Raw genomic sequence first — 25,851 nt, forward strand, 5'->3', positions numbered from 1 at the left:
TCATCCGCTCAGCAGCGACGGGATGCGGGCGAACATCTCGTTCGTGAAGGCGATGATCTCGGCGATCATCCAGTTCCCCGCGATGAGCAGGGCGATGCCCACCGCGACGATCTTCGGCACGAACGACAGCGTCACCTCCTGCACCTGGGTGATGGACTGCAGCAGCGAGATCGCGAAGCCCACCACGAGCGCGGTGATGAGCATCGGGGCGGCGAGCTTGGCGGCGATCAGCAGGCCCTGGGCGCCGATGTCGAGGACGGCTTCGGGACTCATCCCACACCTCCGTAGCTCTCCAGGAGCGCTTTGATGATGAGCCCCCACCCGTCGACGAGGATGAACAGCAGGATCTTGAACGGCAGCGAGATCATGACCGGCGGGAGCATCATCATGCCCATCGACATCAGCGCCGCGGCCACGACGAGGTCGATCACGAGGAACGGCACGAAGATCACGAAGCCGATGATGAAGGCCGCCCGCAGCTCCGAGATCATGAACGCGGGGATGAGCGTGTACATCGGCACGCTCGCGGCGTCCTCCGGGTTGTCCTGCCCGGCCATCCGGGTCATCAGCGCGAGGTCCTCCTCGCGCGTGTAGTGCAGCATCCACTCCCGCAGGGGGGCCTGCCCGACGTCGACGGCCTGCGTGAACGTGAGCGCGCCGTCGATGTACGGCTGCACGGCGAGCGTGTTGATCTCGGTCAGCACGGGCCACATGATGAACAGCGAGAGGAACAGCGACAGGCCCGCGAGCACCTGGTTCGGCGGGATCGTCGGGAGCGACAGCGCGTTCCTCGTCATGGCGAGCACGACGAAGATCTTCGTGAACGACGTCATCATCAGCAGCAGCGCGGGGGCCACCGACAGCAGCGTGATCCCCAGGAGGGTGAGGATCGAGCCGGACGGGCCGCCGTCGATGCCGTTGATGTCGATCGTCACGCCCTCGCCGTCGTCCGGGGTGACCTCCGCGTGGGCGGCGGTTCCGGTGAGGGCGACGAGGACGACGGCGAGGAGGATCGCGACCGCGACGAGGACGAGCAGCCGCGAGGCGCGACCGCGATCGACGGCACGGGTCGCGGTCATCGTGCGCGCCGGAGGGCCTCGGCGGTCTGCCGCCAGGTGTCGGGGGAGAGGATGGAACCGCGGAGCGGGTCGTTGCGGTGCCGCACGCGGCGACGGAGCTCCGGTGCCGGGCCGACCGCCGGGGGCGTGCTCGTGAGTGCGGCGGCGGCGAGGATGCGGTCGAACTCGGCGTCGTCGGCCGTGCGGGTGGCCGGCGGGCGCCCCTCCTCGGACTCCGCGGGCTCCGGCCGCAGGGGCAGCCGGTCGACCACGCTCACACCGTGCTCGGTGACCCCGAGCACGTAGCGGGCGTCATCGGTCTGCACGACCACGAGCTGCGCCTTGGGGCCGATGCCCTGCCGCCCGAGCACCGTGATCGCCTCGGCGTCGCGGCGCCGCGCCTGGGTCTTCGAGACCCGGCGCTGCAGGAACCAGAGCAGCCCGAGGACGGCGGCGAGCGACAGCCCGACCCGCAGCGCGAGCAGGAGGTCGTCCAGGGTCAGGCCTCGACGTTCTCGAGGATGCGGGTGATCCGCACCGCGTAGTCCTGGTCGACGACGACGACCTCACCGTGCGCGATCGTGCGGCCGTTGAGCTTGACGTCGGCGGGGGCACCCGCGGAGCGATCGAGCTCCACGATGCGACCGGGCTCGAGGTCGAGCACGTCACGGACCGCCATGCGGGTGCGCCCGATCTCGACCGTCAGCTCCATCTCGACACCCGCGATGCGATGCAGGCGGCCGTCGGCTCCGGTCGGACGCGCCGGTCGATGCGTGATGCGGACCGCGAGCCGGCCGATGGTGCGTTCGGTGTGGTCGACGAGGTCGAAGAGCTGGGTCTGCGGGTCGGCGAACACGGCCGAGGCGTCGCCGACCGCGGCCTCGCCGAGCAGCCCGGGCCCGAGGGCGGTCGCGGCGGCCTCGAGCGCATCCAGCAGCCGGTCGGTGAGGGGACGGTCCCCGAGGCCGTCGACGAGGACGTCGGCATCGAGGAGCTGTACGGCGAGTTGAGCGCTCGCCTCGCCCACGAACTGTGCCACGACCGCCTCGCCGGTGTCGCCGGACACCTGGGAGGCGCGGGCGGTGACCGGTGCGGCGGTGGGCAGTCGCGCCGCGAACGCGGCGGCGACGGCGGACTCGTAGGCGGTGGTGCTGATCACGCGGACTCCTGAGCGGGGGCGGTTTCGGGGACGGTGGCGGTCACGACGCAGGCGAGGCGGGCGCCGGCGCTCCCGACGGCCGCCGTCGCGACCGTCTGGTCACCGACGGTGAGGAGCATCGGGCGGTCGGCGGCGTGCGGCAGGGGCAGCAGGTCGCCGACCGCGAGGTCGAGCACCTCGCGGGGGAGCACGCTCCGCGGCGCCAGCCGGAGGGCGATCTCGACCGGAGTCGACTCCACCTGGCGGCGCACGAGGCCAGGGGTCTCGGATCGGTCGGCGTCGGAGGCCCGCACCGCGAACCCGGCGAGCACCGAGGCGGGGAGCATGATGCTCGCCGGCACCGTCCGACCGCCGTGGCGCATCGACAGCCGGGCCACGATCACCGGCTCCCCGGCGGCGGCCACCTGCGCGAACTGGGAGCTGTACTGGATGCCGGCGACGGCGACGCCGGCGGGCAGCAGACCGTCGAGGCTGCCGGTGAGGTGATCGATCGCGTCGCCGATCAACGACCGGATCAGGGCCTGCTCGATCGGCGTGAACGTGCGGTCCTCGGCGGTGGTGGTGACCCTGCCGCCGACCATCTGCACGATCCACGACGTCGCGGTCGGGATCGGAACCTGCACGATCAGACGCTCGTCGGAGTCCGGCAGCGCGCACACGATCATGGTCGTCGTCGTGGGCAGCGACTGCGCGTACTCGCCGTACGTGAGCATGCCGACGTGCTCGACGGCGATGGTCGCGCGCACGTGGATCTTGCCGCTGAGCTGGGCCGACCACTGACGGGCGAACGTCTCGAACGCGAGCTCGAGGGTGCGGGCGTGCTCGCGCGACAGCGTCGCCGCGCGTCCGAAGTCGTAGACCTCGACGTCGGCGGTCGCCGTCTCCGCGCGCACTCGCGAGCGCACGCCGTCATCCATCACCACGAACCCGACTATCGGGCGGTGATCGGCGTGCGTTAGGGGCGGGTCAGGGGGAGGTCTGCGCCGCACCCGCAGCCGGGATCAGCGCTCGCACCTCCTCGCTGGCGTCGGAGAGGATGACGATGTCCACGCGGCGGTTCTCCGCGAGTTGCTCGGGGGTGCTTCCGGCGGCCACCGGACGGGTGTCGCCGAAGCCGACGGACTTGAGGTGGGCCGGCGGCAGCCCGGCCGCTTCCACGAGGTAGCGCAGCACCTGGGTGGAGCGTCCGGCGGAGAGCTCCCAGTTGGTGGGGAACGGTGCGACCGATCCGCGGGCGTCGGCGTGCCCCTCCACGGAGATCTCGTTCGGGGCGGAGACGAGGACGGACCCCAGGGCGTCGAGCACCTGCGTCGCGGCCGGGCTGAGATCGGTGCTGTTGGTGGTGAAGAACGTCTCCGCGCTCACGAGCCCGATCGTCAGCCCGCGCTCGTCGATGGTGAACGTGACGTCGGTCTCCAGTCCGCGCTCGGCGAGGACCTGGCGCAACCGCTCGCGCAGCGCGGACAGCTCGTCGAACTCGCGCTCCGCCGCCTCCAGACCCGTGTCCGCGAAGTCCTCGCCCTCATCGTCGATGAGTTCCGGAGGTACGACCACGCCGCTGGTCACGTCGACGTCGTCCGAGGGCTCCTGCCCGAAACCCGTCGCGAGCGAGGCGCTGAGGGCCTCGAACTTCTCCTGGTCCACGGTCGACATCGCGAACAGCACGATGAACATGCACATGAGCACCGTCACCATGTCGAGGTACGACGCCATCCAGCGCTCGTCCGGTCCGCTGTGCTCGGACTCCTGGACACGGCGTCGGGTGCGCACGCTCATGAGAAGAGGTCCTCGTGCGTCTCCGTCTCCGCGGGCTGCTCGCGCCGGCGGGAGCGGCCGGGGGAGCGGTCGGAGACGAGCGCGCTCAGACGTTCGCGGACGTGGGCGGGGGCGGCGCCAGCCTGGACGGCGAGCATGCCCTCCATCAGCACCGTCATGCGCTCCAGCTCCAGCTCACCGAGGCGCTGCAGCCGGCCGCCGATCGGCAGCCAGATGAAGTTCGCCGACAGCAGGCCCCACAGCGTCGCGACGAAGGCCGCGGCGATCATGGGTCCGAGGGTGTCCGGCTTGTCGAGCTTCTCCAGCACATGGGTGAGGCTGACCACGGTGCCGATGATGCCGACGGTGGGGGCGAATCCGCCGAGGGTCATGTAGAAGCGTGAGGCGGTGCGGTTCCGGGCGGCGGTCGAGGTGAGCTCGTCCTCGAGGAGCACCCGCAGATCCTCCGCGTCGGTGCCGTCGGCGATGCTCTGCAGGGCCTGCCGCAGGAACGGATCCTTCTCCTCGTCCAGACCCTGCTCCAGCGCGAGCAGGCCCTCGGAGCGCGCCTTCTCCGCATAGCCGACCACGGTGTCGATCGTGCTCTGGGCGGTGCGTCGCTCGCCGCGGAAAGCGCGCGGGAGGGACTTCACGGCGTGCAGGGCGTCGCGCAGCGTGCCGCTGGCGAGGCCGACCGCGATCGTGGCGCCGAAGACGAGCACCATCGGCGCGGGCAGCAGGAGCGACCCGACCGTCGCGCCCTCCAGGTTGATCATGGCGATCAGGGCGCCGAACGCGAGGACGAGCCCGAGGATGAGGGACGGATCCATCAGGAATCTCCCCCTGCGACGGGAGTGGCGGGTCGGGTGTCCTCGATGCCGGCGGCGACCAGCGCGGCCGCGGTCGCGAGGACGCCGGCGCGGAAGCGGGTGATGCGGGCGATCACGTCGTCCATCGTCTCGGTGACGACGAAGGTCGCGCCGTCGACCATCATGATCGTCGTGTCGGGCGTGGCCTGGACACGTTCGATCAGGTCGGGGTTCACCGCGAACCGGGAACGGTTCAGGCGCGTGAGGACGATCATGGGCTCCATCCTGGAAAAAGCTCGCCCCGCCCGAGAGCGGGGAACCGACGGCCCGTCCTGGGCTGTCGGAGAGGACTGTCGGCCGGGCGCTGCGCCGCGTTAGCGCGGGGTCGGGACCAGGTGGGATCTTTCTCACGGCGGGCGCGTCGTCGCCGATAGAGACCAGGGGCGGGGGACGATGAGCAGCGGGCGAAGGGAGCCTTGTGCGGGATCGGAACGTGGAGAAGGCCGCGGCGACGGCGGCCGAGGAGTGCGGCTGCGCGCCGACCGCTGCCGAGCGCGGCGCACTGTGGAACCAGCCGGTGAGCCGGCGCCATGCCTTCGGGATCGGCGCGCTGGGAGTGGTCGCGCTCGCTGCCTTCGGCGTCGGTTCGGGCGTCACCGCCGCGCACGCCGCGTCCTACCCGAGCTGGGACGACGTCCAGCGGGCGAAGAGCAACGAGGCGGCCAAGGCCGGCGAAGTCACCCGTATCCAGGGGCTGATCCAGTCGCTCGAGCGCAAGGTCGCCGAGACGCAGGCGGCCGCGCAGGTCGCGTCGGATGAGTTCTATGAGGCGCAGCAGGCGTACTTCGCGGCGATCACGGAGGCGGAGACGCTGCAGGCTCAGGCCGATGAGCAGGCGGCGCTCGCCGACGAGACCGCGAAGAAGGCCGGTCAGATCGCCGCCCAGCTCTATCGCAGCGGCGGGGACGACACCGCCCTGGAGCTGTTCTTCGCGGGGTCGGGTGCCAACGCCGACGAGCTGCTGTCGCGCCTCGGCACGATGAACAAATTCCTCGAGTACAACCAGACGACCTACGACAACGCCGTCTCGGCGCGCGACACCGCCCAGGCGCTGACCGCTCAGGCCGACGTCGCCCGGGACGAGCGTGACCGCCTGCAGCAGGTCGCCGAGCAGAAGATGGTCGCGGCGCAGCAGGCGGCGGACGCCGCGCAGGCGGCGCTCGACGAGCAGGCGGCGAACCTCGAGACCCTCAAGGCCCAGCTGGCCGCGCTCAAGGACACCACGACGAAGACGGTCGCGGGGTACCAGGCGGGCGTCGAGAAGCGCCGACGGGAAGAGGAAGCCCGCCGCAAGCGCGAGGCCGCTGCGGCGGCCGCGGCTGCCGCAGCGGCCGGCCGGGGGACGAGCGGCGGCGGTGGTGGCGGTGGCGGTGGCGGCGGCTCAGCGGGCAGCGGCGGATGGGTACGTCCGCACGGCGGAGCACGCAGCTCGAGCTACGGCCCGCGCACCCCCATCTGCGGTCCTCAGGGATGTTCGTCGAGCTTCCATTACGGTGCGGATCTCGCCAACGGCTGTGGTGCCGCCATCTACGCCGCCAACTCCGGCACGGTCGACTACGCGGGACCGAACGGGAACTACGGCAACTACATCCGCATCCAGCACGGCGGCGGCATCAGCACCGGGTACGCCCACATCAAGCCGGGCGGCATCAACGTGCGCAGCGGCCAGTGGGTGCGGGCGGGTCAGGTCATCGCGTATGCCGGCGATACCGGCCGTTCGTTCGGCTGCCACCTGCATTTCGAGGTCTACATCAACGGCGGGTACACGAACCCCGTGCGCTTCATGGAGCAGCGCGGCATCTACGTCTGACCCTGCCGAAACCCCGGTTACGCGCCGAGGCCCCGCCGTATCCACGTGAATACGGCGGGGCCTCGACGCGAAGACGGGGTCTCGCGGGAAGGGCTCAGCGCTTGAGGTTCGTGAGCTCCTGCAGAACCTCGTCGCTCGTGGTGATGATGCGGGCGTTCGCCTGGAAGCCGCGCTGAGCGACGATGAGGTTGGTGAACTCCTGCGAGAGGTCGACGTTCGACATCTCGAGTGCGCCACTGATGATGCCCCCGAGACCGCCGGTGCCGGGCTGTCCGAGCTCGGCCTGACCGGAGTTGCCGCTCGGACGGAACTGTGAGGAGCCGACCTTCTCCAGGCCCCCGGGGTTCACGAACCCGGCCAGCGCGATGCGGGCCAGCACCTGGGTGTCGCCGTTGCTGAATGTGCCGACGAGGCTGCCGTCGTTGGTCAGCGCGTAGGAGCTCAGCGTGCCGGCCGGCTTGCCGTTCTGCTCCTTGATCGCGATGTCGCTGACGTCGGCGAAGCCGGTCACACCGGACAGGTCGACGGTGACGCCGCCCGACACGATGCTGCCGGCGCCGTTCTGCACGCCGTCGGTGAAGGTCAGTGCGGTGCTCGCACCCGCCCCGTCGGTGACGTCCCACCCGGTCGCGCTGCGCGTGAACGTCAGGCGCAGGGTGGACGCGGAGCCGTCGGCGCCGTACGTCTTGATGTCGCGCACGAGCGTCTCGCCGACCGCGGCGCCGGAGGGCAGGTTGCCGGTGGCCCGTGCCGTGGTGGTGGCGGCGGCCGGGCTGAGGGCGCCCACGGGGAGGGTGATGTCGCCGATGCCCTGACCGGGGACGATGGCCCCGTTGCGGGCGGTCCAGCCCTGGACGAGGGCCCCGCCGGCGCCGACGAGACGACCGCTCGCATCGAAGGTGAAGCCGCCGTTGCGGGTGTAGAGGGTCTCGCCGCCGGAGCGGACGACGAAGAAGCCGTCGCCCGAGATCATCAGGTCGGTGGGCACGCCGGTCGGCTGCGGGGCGCCTCCGGCGAAGTTGGTGCTGATGCCGGCGACCTGCACACCCAGCCCGACCTGGGCGGGGTTCTGTCCGCCGGTCGCCTGCTGCGGCAGCATCGAGTTGCGCAGGAGCTGCGAGAGGGAGTCCTGGAACTGCACGGAGGACGCCTTGAAGCCGGTCGTGTTGACGTTGGCGATGTTGTTGCCCGTGACGTCGAGCATGGTCTGGTGCGAGCGGAGTCCGGAGATTCCGGAGAACAGCGAACGGAGCATGGTGGTGCCTTTCTGGGGAGCGGGGTCAGGCAGCGGTGCCGGGGACGAGGGAGACGCCGGAGACGGCGTCGAGGGGGATCGACTTCTCGCCGATGGTCACGGTGGGGATGGCTCCCGCATACGAGACCGCGGTGACGATGCCCTTCTGGGTGATGCCGTCGGCGTCGACGTACTGGGCCTCCTGCCCGAGGAGGGCGGCGGCGGTCTGCCGCATGCTGAGGGCGAAGCTCTCGGTGCTCGTCGAGGCGAGCGCCGTCAGCTGCTCCATGGATGCCAGCTGCGTGGTCTGCGAGATCATCTCGTTGGTGTTCATCGGCGAGCTCGGATCCTGGTTGGTGAGCTGGGTCACGAGCAGCTTGAGGAACACCTCGGAGTCGAGGGTCTTCTTGCGCTCGGTCGCCGGCGTCGTGCTGCCGGTCTGCACACCGGACGTCGGCGTGGCACCCGGGGGCAGGGTGCCGGTGATGGAGTCGACCGTGGTCATGGAGTCCTCTCTGGTCAGGCGTAGACGTCGATGCCGCCGGTGGGCGCGGCGGGCGGTGCGGGCGGGGGCGGGGATGCGGCCGGCGCCGAGGTCGGGGGACGCGGGACGGGCTGCGGGCGCGGGGTGTCCTGGTCACCGTTCCCGGTCTGGCCGTGCGTCGTCGCGCCGTGCTGGGGCGAGGAGGACGAGCCGTCCCCGGTGCTGAGGCTGAGGGTGGCGTGCGGCGCGGCGACCGCGAGGTCCCGGCGGAGATCGACGAGGAGAGCGCGGAGGGCGTCCCTGCCGATCTCGCTCGGGGCCTGCAGCTCGATGCGGAGGGTGGAGCCGGCGATGTGGGCCCGTACGGTGACGGGACCGAGGTTATCCGGCGAGACGGTGAGCGTGATCCGGTGGTCGCCGTCGGGGGCTTGGGCCAAGGACAGCACCGGGGCCGCCACCTGGGGGAGCAGGGCCGGGCGGACCGGCGCGGGGACGGTGCTCGGCGGCGCGACGGGGGCGGTGGCCGTGGCGGCGACCGGGCTCGGCGTGGTGGCGGACCCGGCCGCGACCGGGTCGATGCTCGTCGGGCCCGCCGGCGCGGCGGTGACCGGCGCCGGGGGCGAGGGTGTCGGGGGCTGGGAGGAGGTCTCGGGGACGGTCGTGGCCTCGGTCGGGGGTTCGAGCGTGGCCGTCGCTCCGTCCGGCGCCGGGCCGGCGAGGCGGGACATCCGGCCTTCCGACCCCGTGCTCGTCCCGCCGTCGGCGCCGGCGCGCGCACCCGCCGCTGCGTCGACGGACGAGGCGGGCGGGGACGGCACGACCGCTTCGATCGTCGGAGGCGCCGTCGTCGGGGCCGACGACGGGAGAGCGGCTGCCGACCGGACCGCTCCGGCCTCGATCGGTGCGGCGTCCGGCGCCCTGTCGGCCGCCGCGGGCACCGCATCCGCACGAGGAGACGTCGCCGCAGGGGCGGCCGCGTCGATGGCGGGCAGGGTGGGCGCGTTGCTGGCGGGCAGTGCGAGCGCGTCGATGCCGGGGCCGGCCGGACCCGCGGGAGACGGAGGAGCCGGGGCGTCCTCTCCGTGCGGCGGCGTCGGGACCGCGGTCGAGTCGGCGTCCGACGGAGCGACAGGCAGCACCGCTGGCGGAGCGATCGCGGACCCGGAGGACGACGGGGCGGCGAGCGGAGGCGGCGTGGCGATGGCACCGTCGGCGGGAACGGCTGCCGTGGTGCCGTCGCTGCCGCTGGCGGCGTCGGCCGCGGTCCCCTCGGGCGACTCGGGGCCGGCCGGCTCCGTCTCCCGCGCGGCATCACGCACGGCATCGGCGAACGTGGCGGCTCCGGGGGCGCCGCGGGGCACCGGGGCTGTGGGGCGCACGGGGCGCACGTCCAGAGCCGCGAGGAGGTCGAGGGCGGTCATGCCGGGTTCTCCGTCCGCGATCGGGAGGCGATCTCGTCCAGTTCCGCCTGCTCTGCGCGCAGGTCTGCCGTCCGCACTGCTTCCGCGTGGTCGTCGGCGAGCCGTTCGAGTCCGCGGAGAGTGCGCCGGGCGTCGGCGTGCGCGGACCGCGCCTCGGCGACCGTCTCCTGTTGGAGGTCGGCGAGCGCCGTGAGATCGGCGAGCAGGGCGCGACCGGAGACGCGGGCTGCGGCGAGCGCGGCGAGCGCACGCACGTCCACGGCCTCCGTATCGGTGCCGGCCAGATGCGCGCGCAGGACCCGGTCCCTGGCTTCGGTGTGCTGCGCGTCGATGACCGCGCGCGACAGGCGCTGCGCCGCCGCGCGTTCCTGGATCTCCCGCACCCGCAGGAGACCGGCGAGGGAGAACCCTCTGCTCATGACACCCCCTCGAAGGCGGAGACCAGGCTTTCCAGCCGCATCCAGGACTCCTCGATCGGACTCGTCTCGTCGAGCGGCTGGGTGAGGAACGCCGAGATGACGCGCTCGTGCGCGATCGCCGCGTCGATGCGGGCGTCGGCACCGGCGTGGTAGGCGCCGATGTCGATGAGATCGTTCGCCCGGCGTCGCGCCGCGAGCACCGCACGGAGGGTGGCGGCGTGGTCGCGGCGCTCCCGGCTCGTGACCTTGCCGGCCACGCGGGAGACGGATCCGAGGACGTCGATCGCGGGGTGATGACCGGCGAGCGCGAGGGCGCGATCCAGCACGACGTGACCGTCGAGGATCGAGCGGACCGTGTCGGCGATGGGCTCGTTGTGGTCGTCGCCGTCGACGAGCACGGTGTAGATGCCGGTGATGGAGCCGGCGCGGTCGGTGCCGGCGCGCTCCAGCAGCCCGGCGAGGAGGGAGAAGGTGGAGGGCGGGTAGCCGCGGGTGGCCGGCGGCTCGCCTGCGGAGAGCCCGATCTCGCGCTGGGCCATCGCGACCCTGGTCAGCGAGTCCATCATGAGGATGGCGTGTGCGCCCTCGTCACGGAAGGCCTCCGCGATGCGGGTGGCGGTGAAGGCGGCGCGGATGCGGGCCATCGCCGGTTGATCCGAGGTGGAGACGACGACGACGGAGCGCGCGAGTCCCTCCGGGCCCAGGTCGTCCTCGATGAACTCGCGCACCTCGCGGCCGCGCTCGCCGACGAGGGCGATGACGGTGACCTCGGCTTCGGTGCCGCGGGCGATCATCGACAGCAGCGACGACTTCCCGACCCCGGATCCCGCGAACAGGCCGACGCGCTGTCCGCGGCCGACGCTGACCAGCGTGTCGAGCGCACGCACGCCGAGGGGGAGCGGGGTGTCGATGCGGTCGCGCTCCATGATCGAAGGCGTGTCGTGGTCCAGGCTCACGTGCGGCGCTGCGAGGGGGCCCTTGCCGTCGATGGGGCGTCCGAGACCGTCCAGGACCCGGCCGAGCAACGCGGATCCGGTGGGAACCCGAACCGGGCCGCCACGGCCTCGAACCGGGGCGCCGACGGTGAGCCCGGCGACCGGGGCGAGGGGCATGCACCGCAGGCCGTCCTCGCCCGTGGCCACGACCTCGGCGTCGATGCCGTCGAGTGTCAGCACGTCCCCGACGGCGCCGTCGAGGCCCCGGACCTGCACGCTGAGACCGCGCACCTGCGAGACCTCGCCGATCCGTTCCGGACGCGCCGCCTCGAGCACGGCGGCCCAGGAGCTCACGGCGCGCCTTCCCGGACAGCGCGGCGCGCGCGGGCGAGGGCCGTCCCGACCCTGGCGTCGATCAGGCCGTGCTCCAGCTCGGCCACGGCGTCGCCGCGGGCGAGGGTGTCGTCGGCCACCAGTGCCATCTCGGAGATGCCCTCTCCTGCCTCCTCGGCGAGGATGCGGAGGTCTTCCGGGTGCACGCGGAGACGCCGTACGGCGGCTGCATCGGTCGCGCTCAGGGCGCGGCGAGCCGCGGCGGCCGCAGACGATCCTGCGTCGCCCAGTTCGGCCGCGAGGATGAGCTCCGCGAGGTCGATCGCGTGCGAGAGCACCTGCGCGGTCGCGGCGGACTCCAGCGCGGTCGCTCGGGCGGTCAGGGACCGGGCCGCGGCGTGCAGCGCGGCGACGGCGGCCGAGACGTCCTCGGCCCGGCTGCGCTCCCGCTCCGCCTGCGCGGCCTCGGCCTCTCGTCGAGCAGCTTCGGCATCGGCCACCCCCGCCCGGAAGCCGGCGGCGTGCCCCTCCGCGTACCCGCGGCGGCGCGCACGCTCCTGCTCGGCCCGGTGGTCGGATCCGCCGAGTCGCGGGAACGCGGCGGGCGCGAACGCGTCAGTAGACATATTCGTCCTCGTCGGCCCGCTGCACGGTGATGTCTCCCGCGGCCTCCAGCGCACGGATCGTCCGGACGATCTCGGCGCGCGCCTCCTCGACCTGGGAGACGCGCACAGGACCCAGCGTCCTGGCCTCCTCGTCGAGGTTCTCGCGGTTGCGCTCGGACACGTTGCGGCGGATGAGGTCGACGATGGGCTGCTGTGCGCCCTTGAGAGCCAGGGCCAGCGAGCGGATGTCCATGCCCCGCAGCACGCGCTGGGTGTCGCGGTCGTCGAGCTTGACGATGTCGGCGAAGGTGAACATGCGCGACCGGATGTCCTCCGCGAGGGCACTGTCGCGGTCCTCGATGCTGGCGAGCAGCGCCTTCTCGATCGTCGCGCCGGAGCGCCCGATGATCTCCACGAGCGGCTCGACTCCGCCGAGCACTTCGGGGCTGTCCCGCGAGGCGAGGCTGCCGGTGCGGGCCTTGAGGGCATCGGCGACGATCGTGATGGCCTCCTGCGAGGCGGTGCCCATGGTGGCGATGGCCTGGGCCACGTCGGTCCTGGCCGGATCGGGCAGCGCGGCGAGGACCGCGGCGGCCTGATCGGCGGGGAGATGGGCGAGCACGAGGGCGACGGTCTGCGGCAGCTCGCCGTCGAGGAGCGTGGCGAGATGGGCGGCATCGGCGGAGGCGAGGAAGTCGAAGGACGCGCTCATCGAGGTCGAGCCGACCCGGCCGAGCACGGCCGCCGCCCGCTCGGAGCCGAACGACGCCTCCAACAGGCCCGCGGCGATGTCGCGTCCGCCGCGCGCCGGCGGGAGGTGCCCGGCGGCGATGCGATGGAACTGCCCGAGTGCCTGCACCGTCGTCTCCGCGTCGAGATCCTGCAGTCCGATGATCTCGGCGGCGACGGCCTCGGCCTCCGCTTCGGAGAGGTGCTTCATGACCTCGACGGCCTGTGCGCGGTCGAGGTTCATCAGGACGATCGCGGCCGTCTGCCGATCGGTCAGTCCGCTCATACCCGCGACCTGTCGTCGATGAGGGTGCGCAGCAGCTCCGCGGTGCGCTGCGGATCCTGACGGGTGAGGGCGGCGATCTCGGCGCGGCGGCGCTCCAGGCTGATCTGCGCGGGTTCGGGGTCCGGCTCGGGGTCGAGGTCGGGGACCGGCTCGAGGAAGGCGAGCGGTGTGGTCGGCGCCTCCAGCACGGCCGTCGGCGCGTCGGCCGAGAGCGCGGACAACTCGGCGGGGCGGTCGCCGAAGAGCTGGTCGAACTCCTCCACACCGCGTGCCTTCCGCCGCGAACGGACGATGAGGGCGGCGATCGCGGCGATGAGGGGGATGGCGATGGCGGCGGCGATGATCACGGTGTTCAGGAGGGCGGCCTGACGGGCGCCCTCTTCGGCGTCCTTCGCCGCCTGCAGCGCGGCCTGAGCAGCCTCGGCGTCCGTCTGGCTGAAGGCGACGAGTTCGACGGCGAGCTCGTCGCCGCGGGTCCTGTCGATACCGGCCGCGGTGGCGACGAGATCGCTGAGCTGGGCGGAGCTGAGGTCTCCGCCCGCGCCGGCGTCCACGGCGACCGACACCGACTGCCGCAGCAGGTTTCCGGCGGGGGTGGAGGTGCTCTCGGTGGCCTTGTTGACGGCGTTGGTGCGCGTCTCCTCCGTGTTCGTGTAGGTGCCGTCGCCGTTCCCGTTCGGAACCGCGATGTTGTCCGGACCGAGCACGCCTGCCTCCGAGGTGGAGCCGTTGCTGTTCTGCTCGCGGACCTCTTCGGTGAGCGGGGGTGTGCCCTCGGCCGGGGTGTAGGTCTCCTCGACGCGTTCGTTCACGGAGCGGTCGATCTCGGCGACCACGGTCACGGTCGCGTTCCCCGGGCCGACCACGGTGTCCAGCATCTGCTGCACGCTCGCGGCCACACGGGCCTCGTAGTCGCTCGCCTGCTGGTCGAGGCCGCCGGTGACTCCGCCACCCACAGTCGACAGCGTGCGCCCGGTCTGGTCGACGACGGCCACGTTCTCCGGCTTCATGCCGCTGACCGCAGCCGAGGTGAGGTGCACGATCGCCTCGACCTGCTTCTGGTCGAGCGTCGTGCGTCCGGCGGTCTCCACGAACACGGAGGCGGTCGCGTCGACCGTCTCCGACACGAAGACGCTCTCCTCGGGGATCGCGAGCTGCACGGACGCCGCGGAGACGCCGTCGATGGCCGAGATCGTGGCGGCCAGCTCGCCCTCGATCGCGCGCTTGTAGGTGACCGACTGCTGGAACTCGCTCGTGGTGACGCCCATGTCGTCGAGCAGCGAGTATCCGGCGGATCCGGTGCTCGGCAGCCCGGCGGAGGCGGCGGCGAGCCGCTGGTCGTAGACGTCCTTCTCGGGGACGAGCACGGTGGCGCCGCCGTCGGCGAGCTCGTAGGGAACGGAGGCGGAGCGCAGCTGCTCCACGACGGCGTTCGCGTCGGAGGCGTTCAGGCCGGAGAACAGCGGCGTGTAGGTGGGGCGGCTGAGCCAGCTGGACAGGGCGATGATGCCGAGCGCGAGCACGGCGATGCCGATGATGGCGATGGTCCGCTGCGCGAGCGAGAATCCGGCGATCATCCGCCGCATCCGCTGGAACGCCCCGGTCACTGCCGGGGGCATCAGGCCTGCATCCGCATGATCTCGTTGAACGCGTCGACGCCCTTGTTGCGGACGGCGGCGACGAGCTCGAGGGTGACGGCAGCGCGCGAGGAGGCGATCATCGCGGCGTGGATGTCGTCGAGGTCGCCGGTCACGGCGGCGACCTTCAGGGCGTCGGACTCGGACTGCAGCGAGCGCAGCTCGTCGATCGCCCCGGTGACACTGTTCGCGAAGGCCGCGTCGTCGCCGGTCTTGGCGCCCGTCACGGGCGAAGTGGTCATGCCGAGGGACGAGGCGACGGCCTCGATGCCGGCCACGGCGCTCACGAGTTCCGTCCGATCTGCAGCGCCGCCTCGTAGGAGTTGCGGGCACGGTCCACGATCGCCGCGCTCGCCTGGTATCCGCGCTGCGCGAGGATCAGCTGGCTCATCTGGTCTCCCAGGTCGATGTCGGGGTAGCGCACGTAGCCGTCGGCGTCGGCGAGCGGATGGTCGGGCTGGTGCACGAGCCGGCCCTCCGCGTCGCCCTGGACGGTGCCGGCGACGTAGACCCCGGGGGACTGGTCGCTGGTCTGCGCCAGGATGTAGCGCGCTCGGAACGCCGCGCCGTCGGTCGGTGTCGCGGTGTTGATGTTGGCGATGTTGTCGCTGATGGCGTCGAGCCACTTCCGGTGCACGGTCAGTCCCGTGCCGGCGATCCCGATGGCGTCGAAGGTCATGACGTCCTCATCGCGGTGCGCATCGAGGAGAACGACCCGTTCACGGCCTGCGTCGCGAACTGGTAGCGCAGCATGGTGTCGATGCTGGAGAGCGTCTCGGTGTCGAGGTTCACGTTGTTGCCGTTCAGCCGTGTCGGCTCGAGCGATGTCCCGACCGTGGCGGACACCTCCCCGTCGCCGGCGGCGATCGAGTCGGCGAGCGCGGCCTCGAACTGCACGCGCTTGGCGTGGTAGTCGGGGGTGTTGATGTTGGCGATGTTGTCGGCGATGGCTCGCTGGCGCAGCGAGAGGCCGTTCAGCGCACTCGTCAGTGCGGTGATGGTCACAGAGTCGAACACGAACCGGCTCCCCGTGTGTGGGCGAAGTGGCCGTTCCCTGGCCGAGTCTTGCGAGCGATCCGTGCTCTCGGGAGACTGTCGGCCGTCCGTGCGGATTCGTTAGGAGGGTCGCTCACCCGTCCACGTCGAGGTACGCGGGGGCATCAGGAGAGCGGGGCGCCGGCACCCGCCGGACGGCACCGAGGTGCTGCCGCAGCCCCTCGAGCTCCGAGCGGGCGCGCTCCATGGCGGCGTGCTGCCGGTCGATCACCGCGCGGGCGCGATCGCCCAGGTGCGGGGGGAGCGGGGAGGACGGCGGCGCCCAGGGGATGATGTCGTGCACCTCGACGGCTCCCGCCGGCGCGGCGAGGATCCGGTCGGCGTCCGCTTCGAGCCGGTCGAGCAGCGCGGCCCAGTCCTCGTCCGTCATGCGCGGCCCTCCACGACGGCCAGGGCGGCGGCGTGCCAGGCGTCGCGCAGCGGTACGACGAGTTCGCGGCAGGCGTGCGTGCGCTCCGGATCGCGGCCGATGTTGGCGCCGATCAGCGTCTGCGAGAGGAAGACGTACAGCGAGCGCAGCCCGGCGCTGCCGCTCCAGTCGTCAGTGAGGGACGACGACAGCTCGGCGACGATCGCCTGCGCGTGCTGGAGCTGGGTGTTGGCCTCGGTCCAGTCGGCAGCCCGCTGTGCCGTCTCGGCGCGTTCGATGTCGAGCAGGAGCCGGTCGTAGAGCATCGTGACCAGGCGCTCCGGCGAGGCGGACAGGATGGCGTCCTCGCGGTACCGCTGCTGGGCACGCAGAGCGGCGTTCATGCTCACGAGTCCGACCCGGAGCGGCTGCTCGGCAGCGCGTTGATCTGGGAGGCGAGGTACGACGACTGCGACTGCATCTGCGACAGCATGACCTCGAGGCGCGCGTACGTGCGCTCCAGCGACGCCTTGCGCTGCGCGAGGCGCACGTCCCAGCGCTCCATCTGCTCGCCGAGGCTCTTGACCTCGCTCTCCTGACCCGTGATCCGCGAGGTGAGCAGGCCGTCGTACTTGTCCGAGTAGGACGTCGCCGTCTGCTCCACGCGTGCCGCGACCGCGGAGAAGAGCGCGCCGACGGCCGCGGGGTCCTTCGCCAGTGCCTCGGAGAACTTCTCCTCGTCGAACGTGAGCTTGCCGTACATGTCGGTCGAGATGCCGATCGTGGAGGGCGAGACGCCGTCCACGGGGTGCTGCACGGCATCGGCGAGGGCCGTCCGCAGACCGCGGATGGTGCTGTCGCCGGTGAAGACGCCGAGGGTGGTCTTCTCGCCCTGTCCCGCGGCGACCGTCGCCTTCGAGCCGTTGTCGATGCGCGTGAAGATGTCGGTGAGGAGGGCGATGAACTCGCCGGAGGCCTTGGTCCTGGCCTCGCCGTCGACGGCGACGGTGACCGTGACGGGGGTCGTCGAGACGGTGGAGACCGTGACGTCGACGCCCTCGAAGAGATCGGTGAACGTGTTGCCGGACGAGGTGATGACCTGTTCGGCCGCGGTGCCGGCCCAGAGACGCAGCTGCGCATCCGTGCCCGTGGCGATGACGGCGGCGCCGGGCTCCGCGGACACGTCCGTGGCGGTGCCGGCGGCCACGGCGGCGAGGTCGCCCGCGTAGACGCGAAACCGCCCGGCCTCTCCGGACTCCTCGGCCCGGAGCTGCAGGCGGTAGACGGGGGTGCCGTCGGCATCCTTGCCGGCGGGGACGGCCGTGGCGAGCACACCGGTGTCGGCGTCGTTGATGGCCTGGGCGATGTCCTGCATCGACGTCGAGTCGGCCTGCGCCTGGACGCGCTTCCCCGTGGAGTCCTCGAGCGTCAGGACGGGCGGGTCCGCGGGCCAGCGGGTCGCGGATGCGGAGACCACCGTGTGCGCCTGGGCGAGACGGTCGACGACGATGTCGGTCGACACGGGCGCCGCGCCGGTGCGCAGGGCGACTTTCACCGATTCCGACGACGCGCTGCCGGTGAAGCGGTCGAGACCACCGGGTGCTGCGGCCTTCTCGGCGGCGGCGGCGAGGTTCTGCACGGCCGTGTTGAGGGTGCGCAGCTGCGTCATGACGACGTTCTTGTCGTCGATCTTGGCCTTGAGCAGCGTGCGGGGGATGGCGTGCACGTCCATCAGGGCCTTGATGACCTCGGTGGTCTTGAGCCCCGACACGAGGCCGTCGAGCGAGAGCGACATGCGGCTTCCCTTCTGTGTGCGGCGGGGCCCGGGCGACGGCCGAAGCCGTCACCCGGACCCCCGGAGTGATTCCGTGCGGCGGCGCGGATCAGCGCAGCAGCTGGAGCACGCCCTGGTTGGCCTGGTTGGCCTGGGCCAGCATGGCCGTTCCCGCCTGCGACAGGATGTTCGCCGACGTGAACTTGACCATCTCGGACGCCATGTCGGTGTCGCGGATACGGCTCTCGGCGGCGGCGAGGTTCTCGGCCGACACGTTGAGGCTGTTGATGGTCGACTCGAAGCGGTTCTGCAGCGCACCGTAGCCGGCACGTGCGGTCGAGACCGCCTGGATCTGCGTGTCGATGCCCGCCAGAGCCGCACCGTACGATGCCGCGTCGGTCATCGTGGCCGCGAGCGTCTTGATGTCGGCGCCGAGGGTGTCGAAATCGGTCAGGGCGACCGAGATCTGGTCATCGGCGGCGACCGAGCCCGCACCGACCTGGAACGTCAGCGTCGCGCCGCCCGAGAGCAGCTTGATGCCGTTGAAGTTCGTGCTGTCGGCGACCCGGGTGAGCTCGTCACCGAGGGTGTTGATCTCCTTCTGGATCGCCTCGCGCGACTTCGCGTTGTTCGAGTCGTTCGCGCCCTGAGCGGTCAGGTCGCGAACGCGCTGCAGGATGGAGTGCACCTCGGTCAGGGCGCCTTCTGCGGTCTGGATGACCGAGATGCCGTCCTGGGCGTTGCGGGCCGCGACGTTCAGGCCGTTGACCTGCGAACGCAGGCCCTCGGAGATCGCGAGGCCGGCGGCGTCGTCCGCGGCGCGGTTGATGCGCAGACCGCTCGAGAGCTTCTCGAGCGACTTCGACAGGTCGTTCTGCGTGTTGGACAGGTTGCGGTAGGCGTTGAGCGCGCCCACGTTGGTGTTGATCTGCATACCCATGAGGGTTTCCTCCGTGATGTGTTGTGCAGGAGACCATCCGTGGTCTCCTGCCCTCACCTATCGGCGGAGGATGCGGACGCGTTAGGCGGGGGCGGCGGCGCGGAAGACGTCGCCGATCCGGACGCCGGCGGCCTCGGCGATGCGGCCGAAGTACGCATCCCGCGCGGCGGGCGACACCCGGGTGGTGGTCGTGGTCTCCGTGCCGCCCTCGGCGAAGTAGCGGTCGAGGGCGTCGCGGAGCAGGCGCACCGCCTCCGCCCGCTGCTGCGAGACGGCGGAGTGGGTGACGCCGAGTTCCTCGGCGATCTCCTTGACGGGGCGCTCCTCGACGTAGACGGCCACGACGATGCGCCGCATGCGCTCGGGGAGAGCGGTGATGGCGTGTTCGAGCACCTCTCGACGCTCGCCGACCAGCGCGGACTCCTCGGGGAGAGGGATGTCGGCGACGAGGTCCCGGGTGGCGGGGTCGTCGAGCGGGGCGACCGTGCGTGCAGCGTCGGCGAGGGCCTCCACGACCGCCTCCTTGGGGGAGCCCATGGCGGTGGCGATCTCGGTGGCGGTCGCCGTGCGACCGAGGGCGGCGGTGAGGGTGTCGCGGACGGCGACGGTCTCCTTGATGCGCTTGCGGATGCCGCGGGACGCCCAGTCCATGGCGCGCATCTCGTCGGCGAAGGCGCCGAGGATGCGGCGGCGGGCGTACGCGCCGAAGGGGACGCCGAGCGCGGGGTCGTAGGCGTCGGCGGCGGTCACGAGGGCGAGCGCGCCGACGGCGGCGAGCTCTTCGCGGGGGATATGGGTAGCCCGAGCATGGGTGTCTGCAGCGAGGTAGCCGACCAGGGGGAGGTTGGCCTCGACGAGGCGGTTGCGCTCAGCGCGCGACGACATGGGGGATGATCCACCTCTCTGGATGCACTCCGGAAGCTCCATGGCGAGGGGTAGATGGTCATATCACAAGGTCCGAGATATGTCCATGGGGAGCACTAACCGCCGCCAGTCCACATAGTAACCTTAGGGGCGCGGCGGCCGATAGAGATTTATGAACCGTTAACAAGCGGGCCGATCGCACCTGCGTGGGGCGGGGGATCGCTGGGGACAAGGGGATCATGGGAGCCAACGAACTATCGATGCAGCTCTGGCGCGAGCGCGAGCTGCTCGAGATGCTGCTTTTCAAGCTCGACGAGCAACAGCTGCTGCTCGCCGCCGGCCGGTCGCACTGGATCCAGTTCGCGGCCAGGGAGATCGATCAGGTGCTCGACCGCCTGCGCGCCGCGAGCCTGGCCAGGGCCGTCGAGGTCGCCGGTGTCGCCGAGGAGTGGGGGGCTCCTCAGGACGCGACGATCGGCCAGCTCATCGAGCACGCTCCGGACGGGGCCTGGGGCGACGTCTTCACCGACCACATGCGCGCGCTGGTGAAGCTGACGGCGGAGGTCGAGCAGATGCGCGACGCCGCCGCGGAACAGCTCAGCGGGGTGCTTCGCGCCACCCAGGAGACGATCGCCGCTCTCGGCCAGGAGAGCGGCGAATACACCACCCGCGGCGACCGCGCCCGCGAGGACGCCGCCCGCATCATCGACACCGAGATGTGACCGAGAGGGATTCATGTCGACCTTCAGTGGACTGACCACCGCCGCCAGCGGCCTCGCCGCCGCGCGGCGGGGCATGGATGTGGTGGGGCAGAACATCGCCAACCAGAAGACCGAGGGGTACACGCGGCAGCGCGTCGAGACCTCCTCCATCGCCGCCGTCGCGCAGACGGGGCGCTTCAGCATGGGCGCGCTCCCCGGACACGGCGTCTCCATCGACGGGGTGACCCGCCTCGGCGACGCCTTGCTGGACGCCCGGGTCCGCGACACCCTCGGCGCCTCCGGCTACTGGGCCACGCGCGCGCTCGCCGCGACGACCGCCGAGTCGGCGCTCGCGGAGCCGACGGACAAGGGGCTCGCCAACCGGCTGACGAACTTCTGGGCCGGCTGGCAGGACCTCGCCAACACCCCGGACTCCGGTGCCGCGGCCGCGAGCATCCTGGAGTCGGCGAAGGAGCTCGCCGCCCACATCTCCGGCGGCTACCGCACGGTCGCCGCGCAGTGGACGGCCGCCCGGGGGACCGCCGAGCGCACCGTCAGCCAGGTCAACGCCGCGGCCGACCAGATCGCGGTGCTGAACGGCGAGATCCGCGAGGCTCTGGCCTCGGGGCGTTCGGCCAACGAGCTCACCGACCGCCGCAACCTGCTCGCGGAGGACGTGGCCCGGCTCGCCGGCGCGACGGCGACGCTGGAGACGGACGGCACGCTCACGGTGCGCCTCGGCGGCAACGCCCTGGTCGCCGGCGGCGACGCCCGTCACCTCGCGCTGACCGGCTCGGCGACGATCGACGGTGCTCCGCGCGTCGGGGTCGCCTGGGAGTCGGTGCCGGATCTGCCCCTCGTCGTCGACGGCGGAGAGCTCGGCGGCTCGCTCGCGGTGCTCGCCCCCGCGGCGGACGGCGGGATGCTGGCACAGCTCGCCGCCACCTACGACCGGGTGGCGACGGCGCTCGCGGAGTCGCTCAACGCGCAGCACCGCGCCGGTGTGACGGCATCCGGACAGCCGGGTGGCGACTTCTTCACCCTCCCGGCGACCGGCTCCGCCGCGCTCGGGCTGCAGGTGGCCGTCACCACGGCGGCCGAGCTCGCTCTCGCCGCGCCCGGAGCCGGCTCCAAGGACGCGACCAACGCCGACCTCATCTCTCAGATCGGGCAACGCGCGACCTCTCCGGATGCGCTGTGGACCGACCAGGTGACCCGCTTCGGCGTGGCCACCGCGGCCGACGTGCAGCGCGCGAAGGTCTCGGATGCGGCGGCGGTCGGCGCCGTCGGCGCGCAGCAGTCCGTCGCGGCCGTGGACGGCGACGAGGAGACGATCAGCCTCCTCACCTACCAGACCGCCTATCAGGCAGCGGCCCGCGTGCTCACCGCCGTCGACGAGGCCCTCGACGTCCTCATCAACCGCACGGGCGTCGTCGGACGCTGATCGGAGAAGCTCCATGATCTCTCGCGTGACCCAGACCACCATGACGCAGACGGCGATGCGTCAGCTGCAGTCCAACCTCTCCGAGCTCGCCCGGCTGCAGGAGCAGGCGACGTCGCAGAAGGCGTTCGCCGCGCCCTCGGACGATCCGGCCGCGGCCGCCGCCGCCCTCGCCCTGCACGCCGAGCAGCGACGCACCGAGCAGTACGCGCGCAACATCGACGACGGCCTGGCGTGGGTGACTGCGGCCGACACGGCGATCACCTCCAGCACCTCCCTGCTCTCGCGGGTGCGGGACCTCACCGCGCAGGGAGCGAACGACGGGGCGCTGGACGCCGCGGCGAAGGAGGCCCTCGCGGTGGAGCTGGAGGGCATCCGCGACGAGCTGCTCTCGCAGGCGAACACCCGGCTGCTCGGGCGGTCCGTGTTCGCCGGTACCTCGGACACGGCGGCCTTCGCCGCCGACTACTCGTACAGCGGTGTCGCCGGCTCCGAGGTCACCCGCCGCGTGTCCGATGCGGCGGCCGTCCGCGTCGACACCGACGGGGCGGCGGTGTTCGGCACGGGCGACGACTCGGTGTTCGCCCTCGTCGACCGCATCGTCGCCGACCTCCGATCCGGCACCAACGTCGGGCCACGGCTCGCGGAGATCGACGACCGCCGCACGGCGATGCTGGGCGTGCAGGGCGCGGTCGGCACCAGACAGGCCCAGATCGAACGCGCCAAGGAGGCGGCAGTGCAGAATTCCGTGTCCCTCGAGTCCCGCCGCGCCGCGGTCGAGGACGTCGACTCGGTCGAGGTGCTCATCCGCCTGCAGGCGCAGGAGCTCGTGTATCGCTCGGCGCTCGCGGTGAACGCGCGCGTGCTGCAGCCGTCGCTGATGGACTTCCTGCGATGACCGCCGCGCTCACCTTCACGGCCCCGCCGCCCGGCCTGGCTCCGCACGTGGACTTCGCCCTCGTGCCCGTCGAGGGCGCGGACGGGCTCTTCGCGATGCGGGCGGTCGAAGACGAGGCCCTGCGGCTCTACCTGGTCGACCCGAACACCGTCCTCACGGAGTACGCGCCGACCCTCACGGACGCGCAGGTCGCCGACCTCGCGCTCTCCTCGGCGGACGACGCCTTCGTGCTCGTGGTCGCCCACCCCGCCGCCGAGGGTGTCAGCGTCAACCTGCTGGCGCCGGTCGTCGTGAACCGGGCGACGGGAGCGGCGACGCAGGTCATCCTCGAAGGCCAGGACTACCCCGTGCGGGCGCCGCTGGGCTGACCCGTGCGGGGCCGGGGCGCCGGCCGTGACGGGCGGGGTGACGACTACCCTGGAGAGGTGATCCTCGCCGTCGACACCTCCCTTGGCACCGCCGTCGCCCTCATCGACCCGGATGGGACGCGTCGTGCCGAGGCCGGTACCGCCGATCCGCTGGGCCACGCCGAGGTGATCGGCGACCTCGTGCGCGACGTGCTCCGCGAGGGCGGGCCCGACGGCATCACGCACGTTGTGGCCGGCATGGGGCCCGGCCCGTTCACCGGCTTGCGCATCGGCATCGCGACTGCGCGGGCGTTCGCCCTCGGCCGCGGCGTCCCCGTCGTGCCGGTCCCGAGCCACACGGCGGCCGCTCTCACGATCCAGGCCACCGTGACCGGACCGTTCGCCGTCGTCACCGACGCCCGCCGCCGCGAGGTCGCCGTCACCGTGTTCGACGGGCAGGACGAGGACGGGATCCCGCGCACGATCGCCGACACCGTGCTCGTGCGGGCCGCCGACGCCGACGAGCACCTCGCGGGCCTCCGCCGGGTGGACGTGACGACGCTGTCCGCGGTCGATCTTGCCCGGGTGGGGGCACGGGCGCTCGCCGCCGGCAGGGTCCTCGCCGGCGAGGAGCCGCTCTACCTGCGGCACCCGGACGTCACCCTGCCCGGTGCCCCGAAGAAGGTGGGCGCATGACCCTCCGGGACGCCAGGTCGGCCGACCTCGACGCGATCATGGCCATCGAGGAGCGCTCGTTCCCGACCGACGCGTGGAGCCGGGAGACCATGGCGAGCGAGCTGGCGAGCCCGCACGGCCGCTACCTCGTCGACGAGCAGGGCGGGGCCATCGTCGGCTACGGCGGGGTCAGGGCCCTGCAGGGCGGCGCGGACGCCGACATCCAGACCATCGCCCTCCTCGCCGAGGTCCGGGGACAGGGACGCGGGCGGGCGCTGCTGCGTGCCCTGCTGCGGACGGCCGCGGCCCGGGGTGCGCACGAGGTGTTCCTCGAGGTGCGCGCCGACAACCCGCCGGCCGAGGGCCTGTACCGCGCGGAGGGCTTCGAGGAGATCGGCAGGCGCCCCCGCTACTATCAGCCGGACGACGTCGACGCGATCGTGATGCGTCTGGACCTGCGCCGCCATCCGGCGCCCGCCGATACGCCGGAGGAGGCGACCGCATGAGTGAGCCCCTGGTGCTCGGCATCGAGACGAGCTGCGACGAGACCGGCATCGGCATCGTGCGGGGCCGCACGCTGCTGTCCAACACGATCGCCTCCAGCATGGACGAGCATGCCCGGTACGGCGGCGTCGTGCCGGAGGTCGCCGCCCGCGCACACCTCGAAGCGCTGCAGCCGGCCATCGACGCCGCCCTCGCCGAGGCCGACGTCCGCCTCGCCGACCTCGATGCGGTGGCGGTGACGAGCGGCCCTGGCCTCGCGGGAGCGCTCATGGTCGGCGTGGGGGCGGCGAAGGGACTCGCGGTCGCCCTGGACAAGCCCCTGTACGCGGTCAACCACCTCGTCGGCCACATCGCCGCCGACATCCTCACCCCGGATGCGGCGCCGCTGGAGTACCCGACGATCGCGCTGCTGGTGTCCGGCGGCCACACCTCCCTGCTCCACGTGCGCGACCTCACGACCGATGTCGAGCTGCTCGGCGAGACCGTGGACGACGCCGCGGGCGAGGCCTTCGACAAGGTCGCCCGGCTGCTGTCCCTGCCGTATCCCGGCGGCCCCGAGATCGACAGGGCCGCCGTCGGCGGAGACCCGGATGCGATCCGCTTCCCGCGCGGGCTCTCCCGTGCCTCCGACCTCGCGAAGCATCGCTACGACTTCTCGTTCTCCGGGCTGAAGACCGCCGTCGCCCGCTGGATCGAGCGCTTCGAGGCCGAGAACGCCGCCGCGGGCACCGACGCGCGCGAGCTGCCGATCGCCGACATCGCCGCGAGCTTCCGGGAGGCCGTCGTCGACGTCCTCGTCACCAAGTCGCTCAACGCGTGCGCCGACCTCGGGGTGCCGCGGCTGCTCCTGGGCGGCGGTGTGATCGCGAACCGTCGGCTCCGCGAGGTGGCGCTGGCCAGGGCCGCCGAGGCCGGGGTCACCGTGCGCATCCCGCCGCTCTCCCTCTGCACGGACAACGGCGCCATGATCGCCGCGCTCGCCGCTGAGCTCATCGCGTCGGGGCGCCCCGCCTCGACGCTCGGCTTCGGCGCCGACTCGACGCTGCCGGTCACCGAGATCCAGGTCGCGGAGGCGGTGGCGGCGTGAGCGGGCTCGCGCGCGGACCGGAGCCGGACGGGGCCACGCCCCGTGCGCGGGTCGAGCGCGCGAGCGGGCAGGTCGAACGTCCGGCGGGGACGGCGCGCCTTCCCGGAGCCCCGCGGGAGGGGTACACGAAGCTCCCCACGGGTCCGGTGGGCATCGAACCGGTGGTCGTCAGCGGACCCGACCTCGACCACGGGGAGGACGAGGGGTGGGAGCCTGCGGTCGAGCCGGCCGTCGTCGACGACACCCGCCTGGCCCCGTGGGCGCTGCTCGCGGCGATCGTCGCTCTCGGCGCATCGTTCTTCGTGGGGTGGGGGATCCCGGTCGCGGTCGTCGCCGTGATCGCCGCGATCATGTCGCTGCGCCGCCCCGTCGAGAACCGCGCGATCGCGCGCTGGGCGCTCGTGCTGGGTCTGTGCGCGACCGTGTACAGCCTGGGATGGCTGGTCTGGGCGGGCATGCAGTTCGAGAGACTCGGCTAGGC

The 25,851-nt window shown here is 72.2% G+C and carries 33 protein-coding genes; 9 read left to right on the top strand and 24 right to left on the bottom strand.

The genetic code is table 11. The features are described from left to right. Genes fliQ through BLU02_RS13805 form a run of 8 tightly spaced genes read right to left on the bottom strand, consistent with a single transcriptional unit; the run spans position 1 to position 5,056 of the window. Entirely contained in the window at positions 1 to 273 is a 273-nt protein-coding gene (gene fliQ / locus BLU02_RS13770; RefSeq protein ID WP_025104366.1) for a flagellar biosynthesis protein FliQ, read from the bottom strand. Next, positions 270 to 1,079, bottom strand: a complete 810-nt coding sequence (fliP, locus tag BLU02_RS13775; protein WP_060922128.1) for a flagellar type III secretion system pore protein FliP — start codon at positions 1,077 to 1,079, stop codon at positions 270 to 272. The genes fliQ and fliP overlap by 4 nt, the downstream gene beginning before the upstream one ends. Then, the gene (locus BLU02_RS13780) at positions 1,076 to 1,561 is read right to left on the bottom strand and encodes a FliO/MopB family protein (protein WP_331218851.1); all 486 of its coding nucleotides are present in this window, start codon (positions 1,559 to 1,561) and stop codon (positions 1,076 to 1,078) included. The genes fliP and BLU02_RS13780 overlap by 4 nt, the downstream gene beginning before the upstream one ends. Then, positions 1,558 to 2,217: a flagellar motor switch protein FliN gene (gene fliN / locus BLU02_RS13785; RefSeq protein WP_060922126.1), complete on the bottom strand. Its 660-nt coding sequence runs from the start codon at positions 2,215 to 2,217 to the stop codon at positions 1,558 to 1,560. The genes BLU02_RS13780 and fliN overlap by 4 nt, the downstream gene beginning before the upstream one ends. Then, entirely contained in the window at positions 2,214 to 3,134 is a 921-nt protein-coding gene (locus BLU02_RS13790) for a flagellar motor switch protein FliM (protein WP_231919689.1), read from the bottom strand. The genes fliN and BLU02_RS13790 overlap by 4 nt, the downstream gene beginning before the upstream one ends. A gap of 49 nt (positions 3,135 to 3,183) precedes the next feature. Continuing rightward, positions 3,184 to 3,993: an OmpA/MotB family protein gene (locus tag BLU02_RS13795; RefSeq protein ID WP_060923590.1), complete on the bottom strand. Its 810-nt coding sequence runs from the start codon at positions 3,991 to 3,993 to the stop codon at positions 3,184 to 3,186. Beyond that, on the bottom strand, positions 3,990 to 4,802 hold the full coding sequence (locus BLU02_RS13800) for a motility protein A (RefSeq protein ID WP_060923591.1): 813 nt from the start codon (positions 4,800 to 4,802) through the stop codon (positions 3,990 to 3,992). The genes BLU02_RS13795 and BLU02_RS13800 overlap by 4 nt, the downstream gene beginning before the upstream one ends. Further along, positions 4,802 to 5,056, bottom strand: coding sequence for a flagellar FlbD family protein (locus BLU02_RS13805; protein ID WP_060923592.1), 255 nt, complete (start codon positions 5,054 to 5,056; stop codon positions 4,802 to 4,804). Before BLU02_RS13805 ends, BLU02_RS13800 begins: the two co-directional genes overlap by 1 nt. Positions 5,057 to 5,274: 218 nt before the next feature. On the opposite strand from BLU02_RS13805, the gene BLU02_RS13810 reads away from it, so the two are divergent. Continuing rightward, positions 5,275 to 6,651, top strand: coding sequence for a M23 family metallopeptidase (locus BLU02_RS13810; protein ID WP_231919582.1), 1,377 nt, complete (start codon positions 5,275 to 5,277; stop codon positions 6,649 to 6,651). 94 nt (positions 6,652 to 6,745) lie between these two features. On the opposite strand, the gene BLU02_RS13815 is transcribed toward BLU02_RS13810, so the two are convergent. The 16 genes from BLU02_RS13815 to BLU02_RS13890 form a co-directional block, all read right to left on the bottom strand. After that, complete coding sequence (locus BLU02_RS13815) at positions 6,746 to 7,906, bottom strand: flagellar hook protein FlgE (protein ID WP_060923655.1); 1,161 nt, start codon at positions 7,904 to 7,906, stop codon at positions 6,746 to 6,748. A gap of 25 nt (positions 7,907 to 7,931) precedes the next feature. Then, positions 7,932 to 8,390 carry a flagellar hook assembly protein FlgD gene (locus tag BLU02_RS13820; protein WP_060923654.1) on the bottom strand — a complete coding sequence of 153 codons (459 nt, stop codon included), beginning with the start codon at positions 8,388 to 8,390 and terminating at the stop codon, positions 7,932 to 7,934. 14 nt (positions 8,391 to 8,404) lie between these two features. Next, entirely contained in the window at positions 8,405 to 9,790 is a 1,386-nt protein-coding gene (locus BLU02_RS13825) for a flagellar hook-length control protein FliK (RefSeq protein ID WP_083371015.1), read from the bottom strand. Beyond that, positions 9,787 to 10,209 (bottom strand): flagellar export protein FliJ, encoded by a 423-nt coding sequence (locus tag BLU02_RS13830; RefSeq protein ID WP_060923648.1) that lies wholly within the window; start codon positions 10,207 to 10,209, stop codon positions 9,787 to 9,789. The genes BLU02_RS13825 and BLU02_RS13830 overlap by 4 nt, the downstream gene beginning before the upstream one ends. Continuing rightward, complete coding sequence (locus BLU02_RS13835) at positions 10,206 to 11,498, bottom strand: FliI/YscN family ATPase (RefSeq protein ID WP_060923647.1); 1,293 nt, start codon at positions 11,496 to 11,498, stop codon at positions 10,206 to 10,208. The genes BLU02_RS13830 and BLU02_RS13835 overlap by 4 nt, the downstream gene beginning before the upstream one ends. Then, on the bottom strand, positions 11,495 to 12,103 hold the full coding sequence (locus tag BLU02_RS13840) for a FliH/SctL family protein (RefSeq protein WP_083371016.1): 609 nt from the start codon (positions 12,101 to 12,103) through the stop codon (positions 11,495 to 11,497). Before BLU02_RS13840 ends, BLU02_RS13835 begins: the two co-directional genes overlap by 4 nt. Beyond that, the gene (gene fliG / locus BLU02_RS13845; protein ID WP_060923209.1) at positions 12,093 to 13,097 is read right to left on the bottom strand and encodes a flagellar motor switch protein FliG; all 1,005 of its coding nucleotides are present in this window, start codon (positions 13,095 to 13,097) and stop codon (positions 12,093 to 12,095) included. Before fliG ends, BLU02_RS13840 begins: the two co-directional genes overlap by 11 nt. Continuing rightward, a complete protein-coding gene (fliF, locus tag BLU02_RS13850) occupies positions 13,094 to 14,716 on the bottom strand; it encodes a flagellar basal-body MS-ring/collar protein FliF (protein WP_060923208.1) in 1,623 nt (540 codons plus the stop codon). The genes fliG and fliF overlap by 4 nt, the downstream gene beginning before the upstream one ends. After that, complete coding sequence (gene fliE / locus BLU02_RS13855) at positions 14,716 to 14,976, bottom strand: flagellar hook-basal body complex protein FliE (protein ID WP_060923210.1); 261 nt, start codon at positions 14,974 to 14,976, stop codon at positions 14,716 to 14,718. The genes fliF and fliE overlap by 1 nt, the downstream gene beginning before the upstream one ends. A 41-nt stretch (positions 14,977 to 15,017) precedes the next feature. After that, entirely contained in the window at positions 15,018 to 15,413 is a 396-nt protein-coding gene (locus BLU02_RS13860; protein WP_060923207.1) for a flagellar basal body rod protein FlgC, read from the bottom strand. Then, the gene (gene flgB / locus BLU02_RS13865; RefSeq protein ID WP_060923206.1) at positions 15,410 to 15,751 is read right to left on the bottom strand and encodes a flagellar basal body rod protein FlgB; all 342 of its coding nucleotides are present in this window, start codon (positions 15,749 to 15,751) and stop codon (positions 15,410 to 15,412) included. Before flgB ends, BLU02_RS13860 begins: the two co-directional genes overlap by 4 nt. Positions 15,752 to 15,863: 112 nt before the next feature. Continuing rightward, a complete protein-coding gene (locus tag BLU02_RS13870; protein WP_060923205.1) occupies positions 15,864 to 16,160 on the bottom strand; it encodes a hypothetical protein in 297 nt (98 codons plus the stop codon). Next, positions 16,157 to 16,543, bottom strand: a complete 387-nt coding sequence (gene fliS / locus BLU02_RS13875; protein WP_060923204.1) for a flagellar export chaperone FliS — start codon at positions 16,541 to 16,543, stop codon at positions 16,157 to 16,159. The genes BLU02_RS13870 and fliS overlap by 4 nt, the downstream gene beginning before the upstream one ends. Positions 16,544 to 16,545: 2 nt before the next feature. After that, entirely contained in the window at positions 16,546 to 17,934 is a 1,389-nt protein-coding gene (fliD, locus tag BLU02_RS13880) for a flagellar filament capping protein FliD (RefSeq protein WP_060923203.1), read from the bottom strand. Positions 17,935 to 18,022: 88 nt separating this feature from the next. Beyond that, complete coding sequence (locus BLU02_RS13885) at positions 18,023 to 18,853, bottom strand: flagellin N-terminal helical domain-containing protein (protein ID WP_060923202.1); 831 nt, start codon at positions 18,851 to 18,853, stop codon at positions 18,023 to 18,025. An 81-nt stretch (positions 18,854 to 18,934) separates the two neighbouring features. Next, the gene (locus BLU02_RS13890) at positions 18,935 to 19,738 is read right to left on the bottom strand and encodes a sigma-70 family RNA polymerase sigma factor (protein WP_060923201.1); all 804 of its coding nucleotides are present in this window, start codon (positions 19,736 to 19,738) and stop codon (positions 18,935 to 18,937) included. Between the two features lie 218 nt (positions 19,739 to 19,956). Between BLU02_RS13890 and flgN the strand changes: the two genes are divergently transcribed. Genes flgN through BLU02_RS13930 form a run of 8 tightly spaced genes read left to right on the top strand, consistent with a single transcriptional unit; the run spans position 19,957 to position 25,849 of the window. After that, positions 19,957 to 20,439: a flagellar export chaperone FlgN gene (flgN, locus tag BLU02_RS13895; RefSeq protein WP_025104341.1), complete on the top strand. Its 483-nt coding sequence runs from the start codon at positions 19,957 to 19,959 to the stop codon at positions 20,437 to 20,439. Between the two features lie 13 nt (positions 20,440 to 20,452). Then, the gene (gene flgK, locus BLU02_RS13900) at positions 20,453 to 21,862 is read left to right on the top strand and encodes a flagellar hook-associated protein FlgK (protein ID WP_083371017.1); all 1,410 of its coding nucleotides are present in this window, start codon (positions 20,453 to 20,455) and stop codon (positions 21,860 to 21,862) included. Between the two features lie 25 nt (positions 21,863 to 21,887). Then, complete coding sequence (gene flgL, locus BLU02_RS13905; protein WP_306304914.1) at positions 21,888 to 22,757, top strand: flagellar hook-associated protein FlgL; 870 nt, start codon at positions 21,888 to 21,890, stop codon at positions 22,755 to 22,757. After that, positions 22,754 to 23,125, top strand: a complete 372-nt coding sequence (locus BLU02_RS13910; RefSeq protein WP_060923325.1) for a flagellar assembly protein FliW — start codon at positions 22,754 to 22,756, stop codon at positions 23,123 to 23,125. The genes flgL and BLU02_RS13910 overlap by 4 nt, the downstream gene beginning before the upstream one ends. A gap of 57 nt (positions 23,126 to 23,182) precedes the next feature. Then, the gene (gene tsaB / locus BLU02_RS13915; protein WP_060923326.1) at positions 23,183 to 23,800 is read left to right on the top strand and encodes a tRNA (adenosine(37)-N6)-threonylcarbamoyltransferase complex dimerization subunit type 1 TsaB; all 618 of its coding nucleotides are present in this window, start codon (positions 23,183 to 23,185) and stop codon (positions 23,798 to 23,800) included. After that, on the top strand, positions 23,797 to 24,285 hold the full coding sequence (gene rimI, locus BLU02_RS13920) for a ribosomal protein S18-alanine N-acetyltransferase (protein ID WP_060923327.1): 489 nt from the start codon (positions 23,797 to 23,799) through the stop codon (positions 24,283 to 24,285). The genes tsaB and rimI overlap by 4 nt, the downstream gene beginning before the upstream one ends. Further along, the gene (gene tsaD / locus BLU02_RS13925) at positions 24,282 to 25,370 is read left to right on the top strand and encodes a tRNA (adenosine(37)-N6)-threonylcarbamoyltransferase complex transferase subunit TsaD (RefSeq protein ID WP_060923328.1); all 1,089 of its coding nucleotides are present in this window, start codon (positions 24,282 to 24,284) and stop codon (positions 25,368 to 25,370) included. Before rimI ends, tsaD begins: the two co-directional genes overlap by 4 nt. Further along, positions 25,367 to 25,849, top strand: a complete 483-nt coding sequence (locus BLU02_RS13930) for a hypothetical protein (protein ID WP_060923329.1) — start codon at positions 25,367 to 25,369, stop codon at positions 25,847 to 25,849. The genes tsaD and BLU02_RS13930 overlap by 4 nt, the downstream gene beginning before the upstream one ends. The last annotated feature ends 2 nt before the right edge of the window (positions 25,850 to 25,851 follow it).

The organism is Microbacterium paraoxydans, assembly GCF_900105335.1.
GTDB classification, from domain to species: domain Bacteria; phylum Actinomycetota; class Actinomycetes; order Actinomycetales; family Microbacteriaceae; genus Microbacterium; species Microbacterium paraoxydans.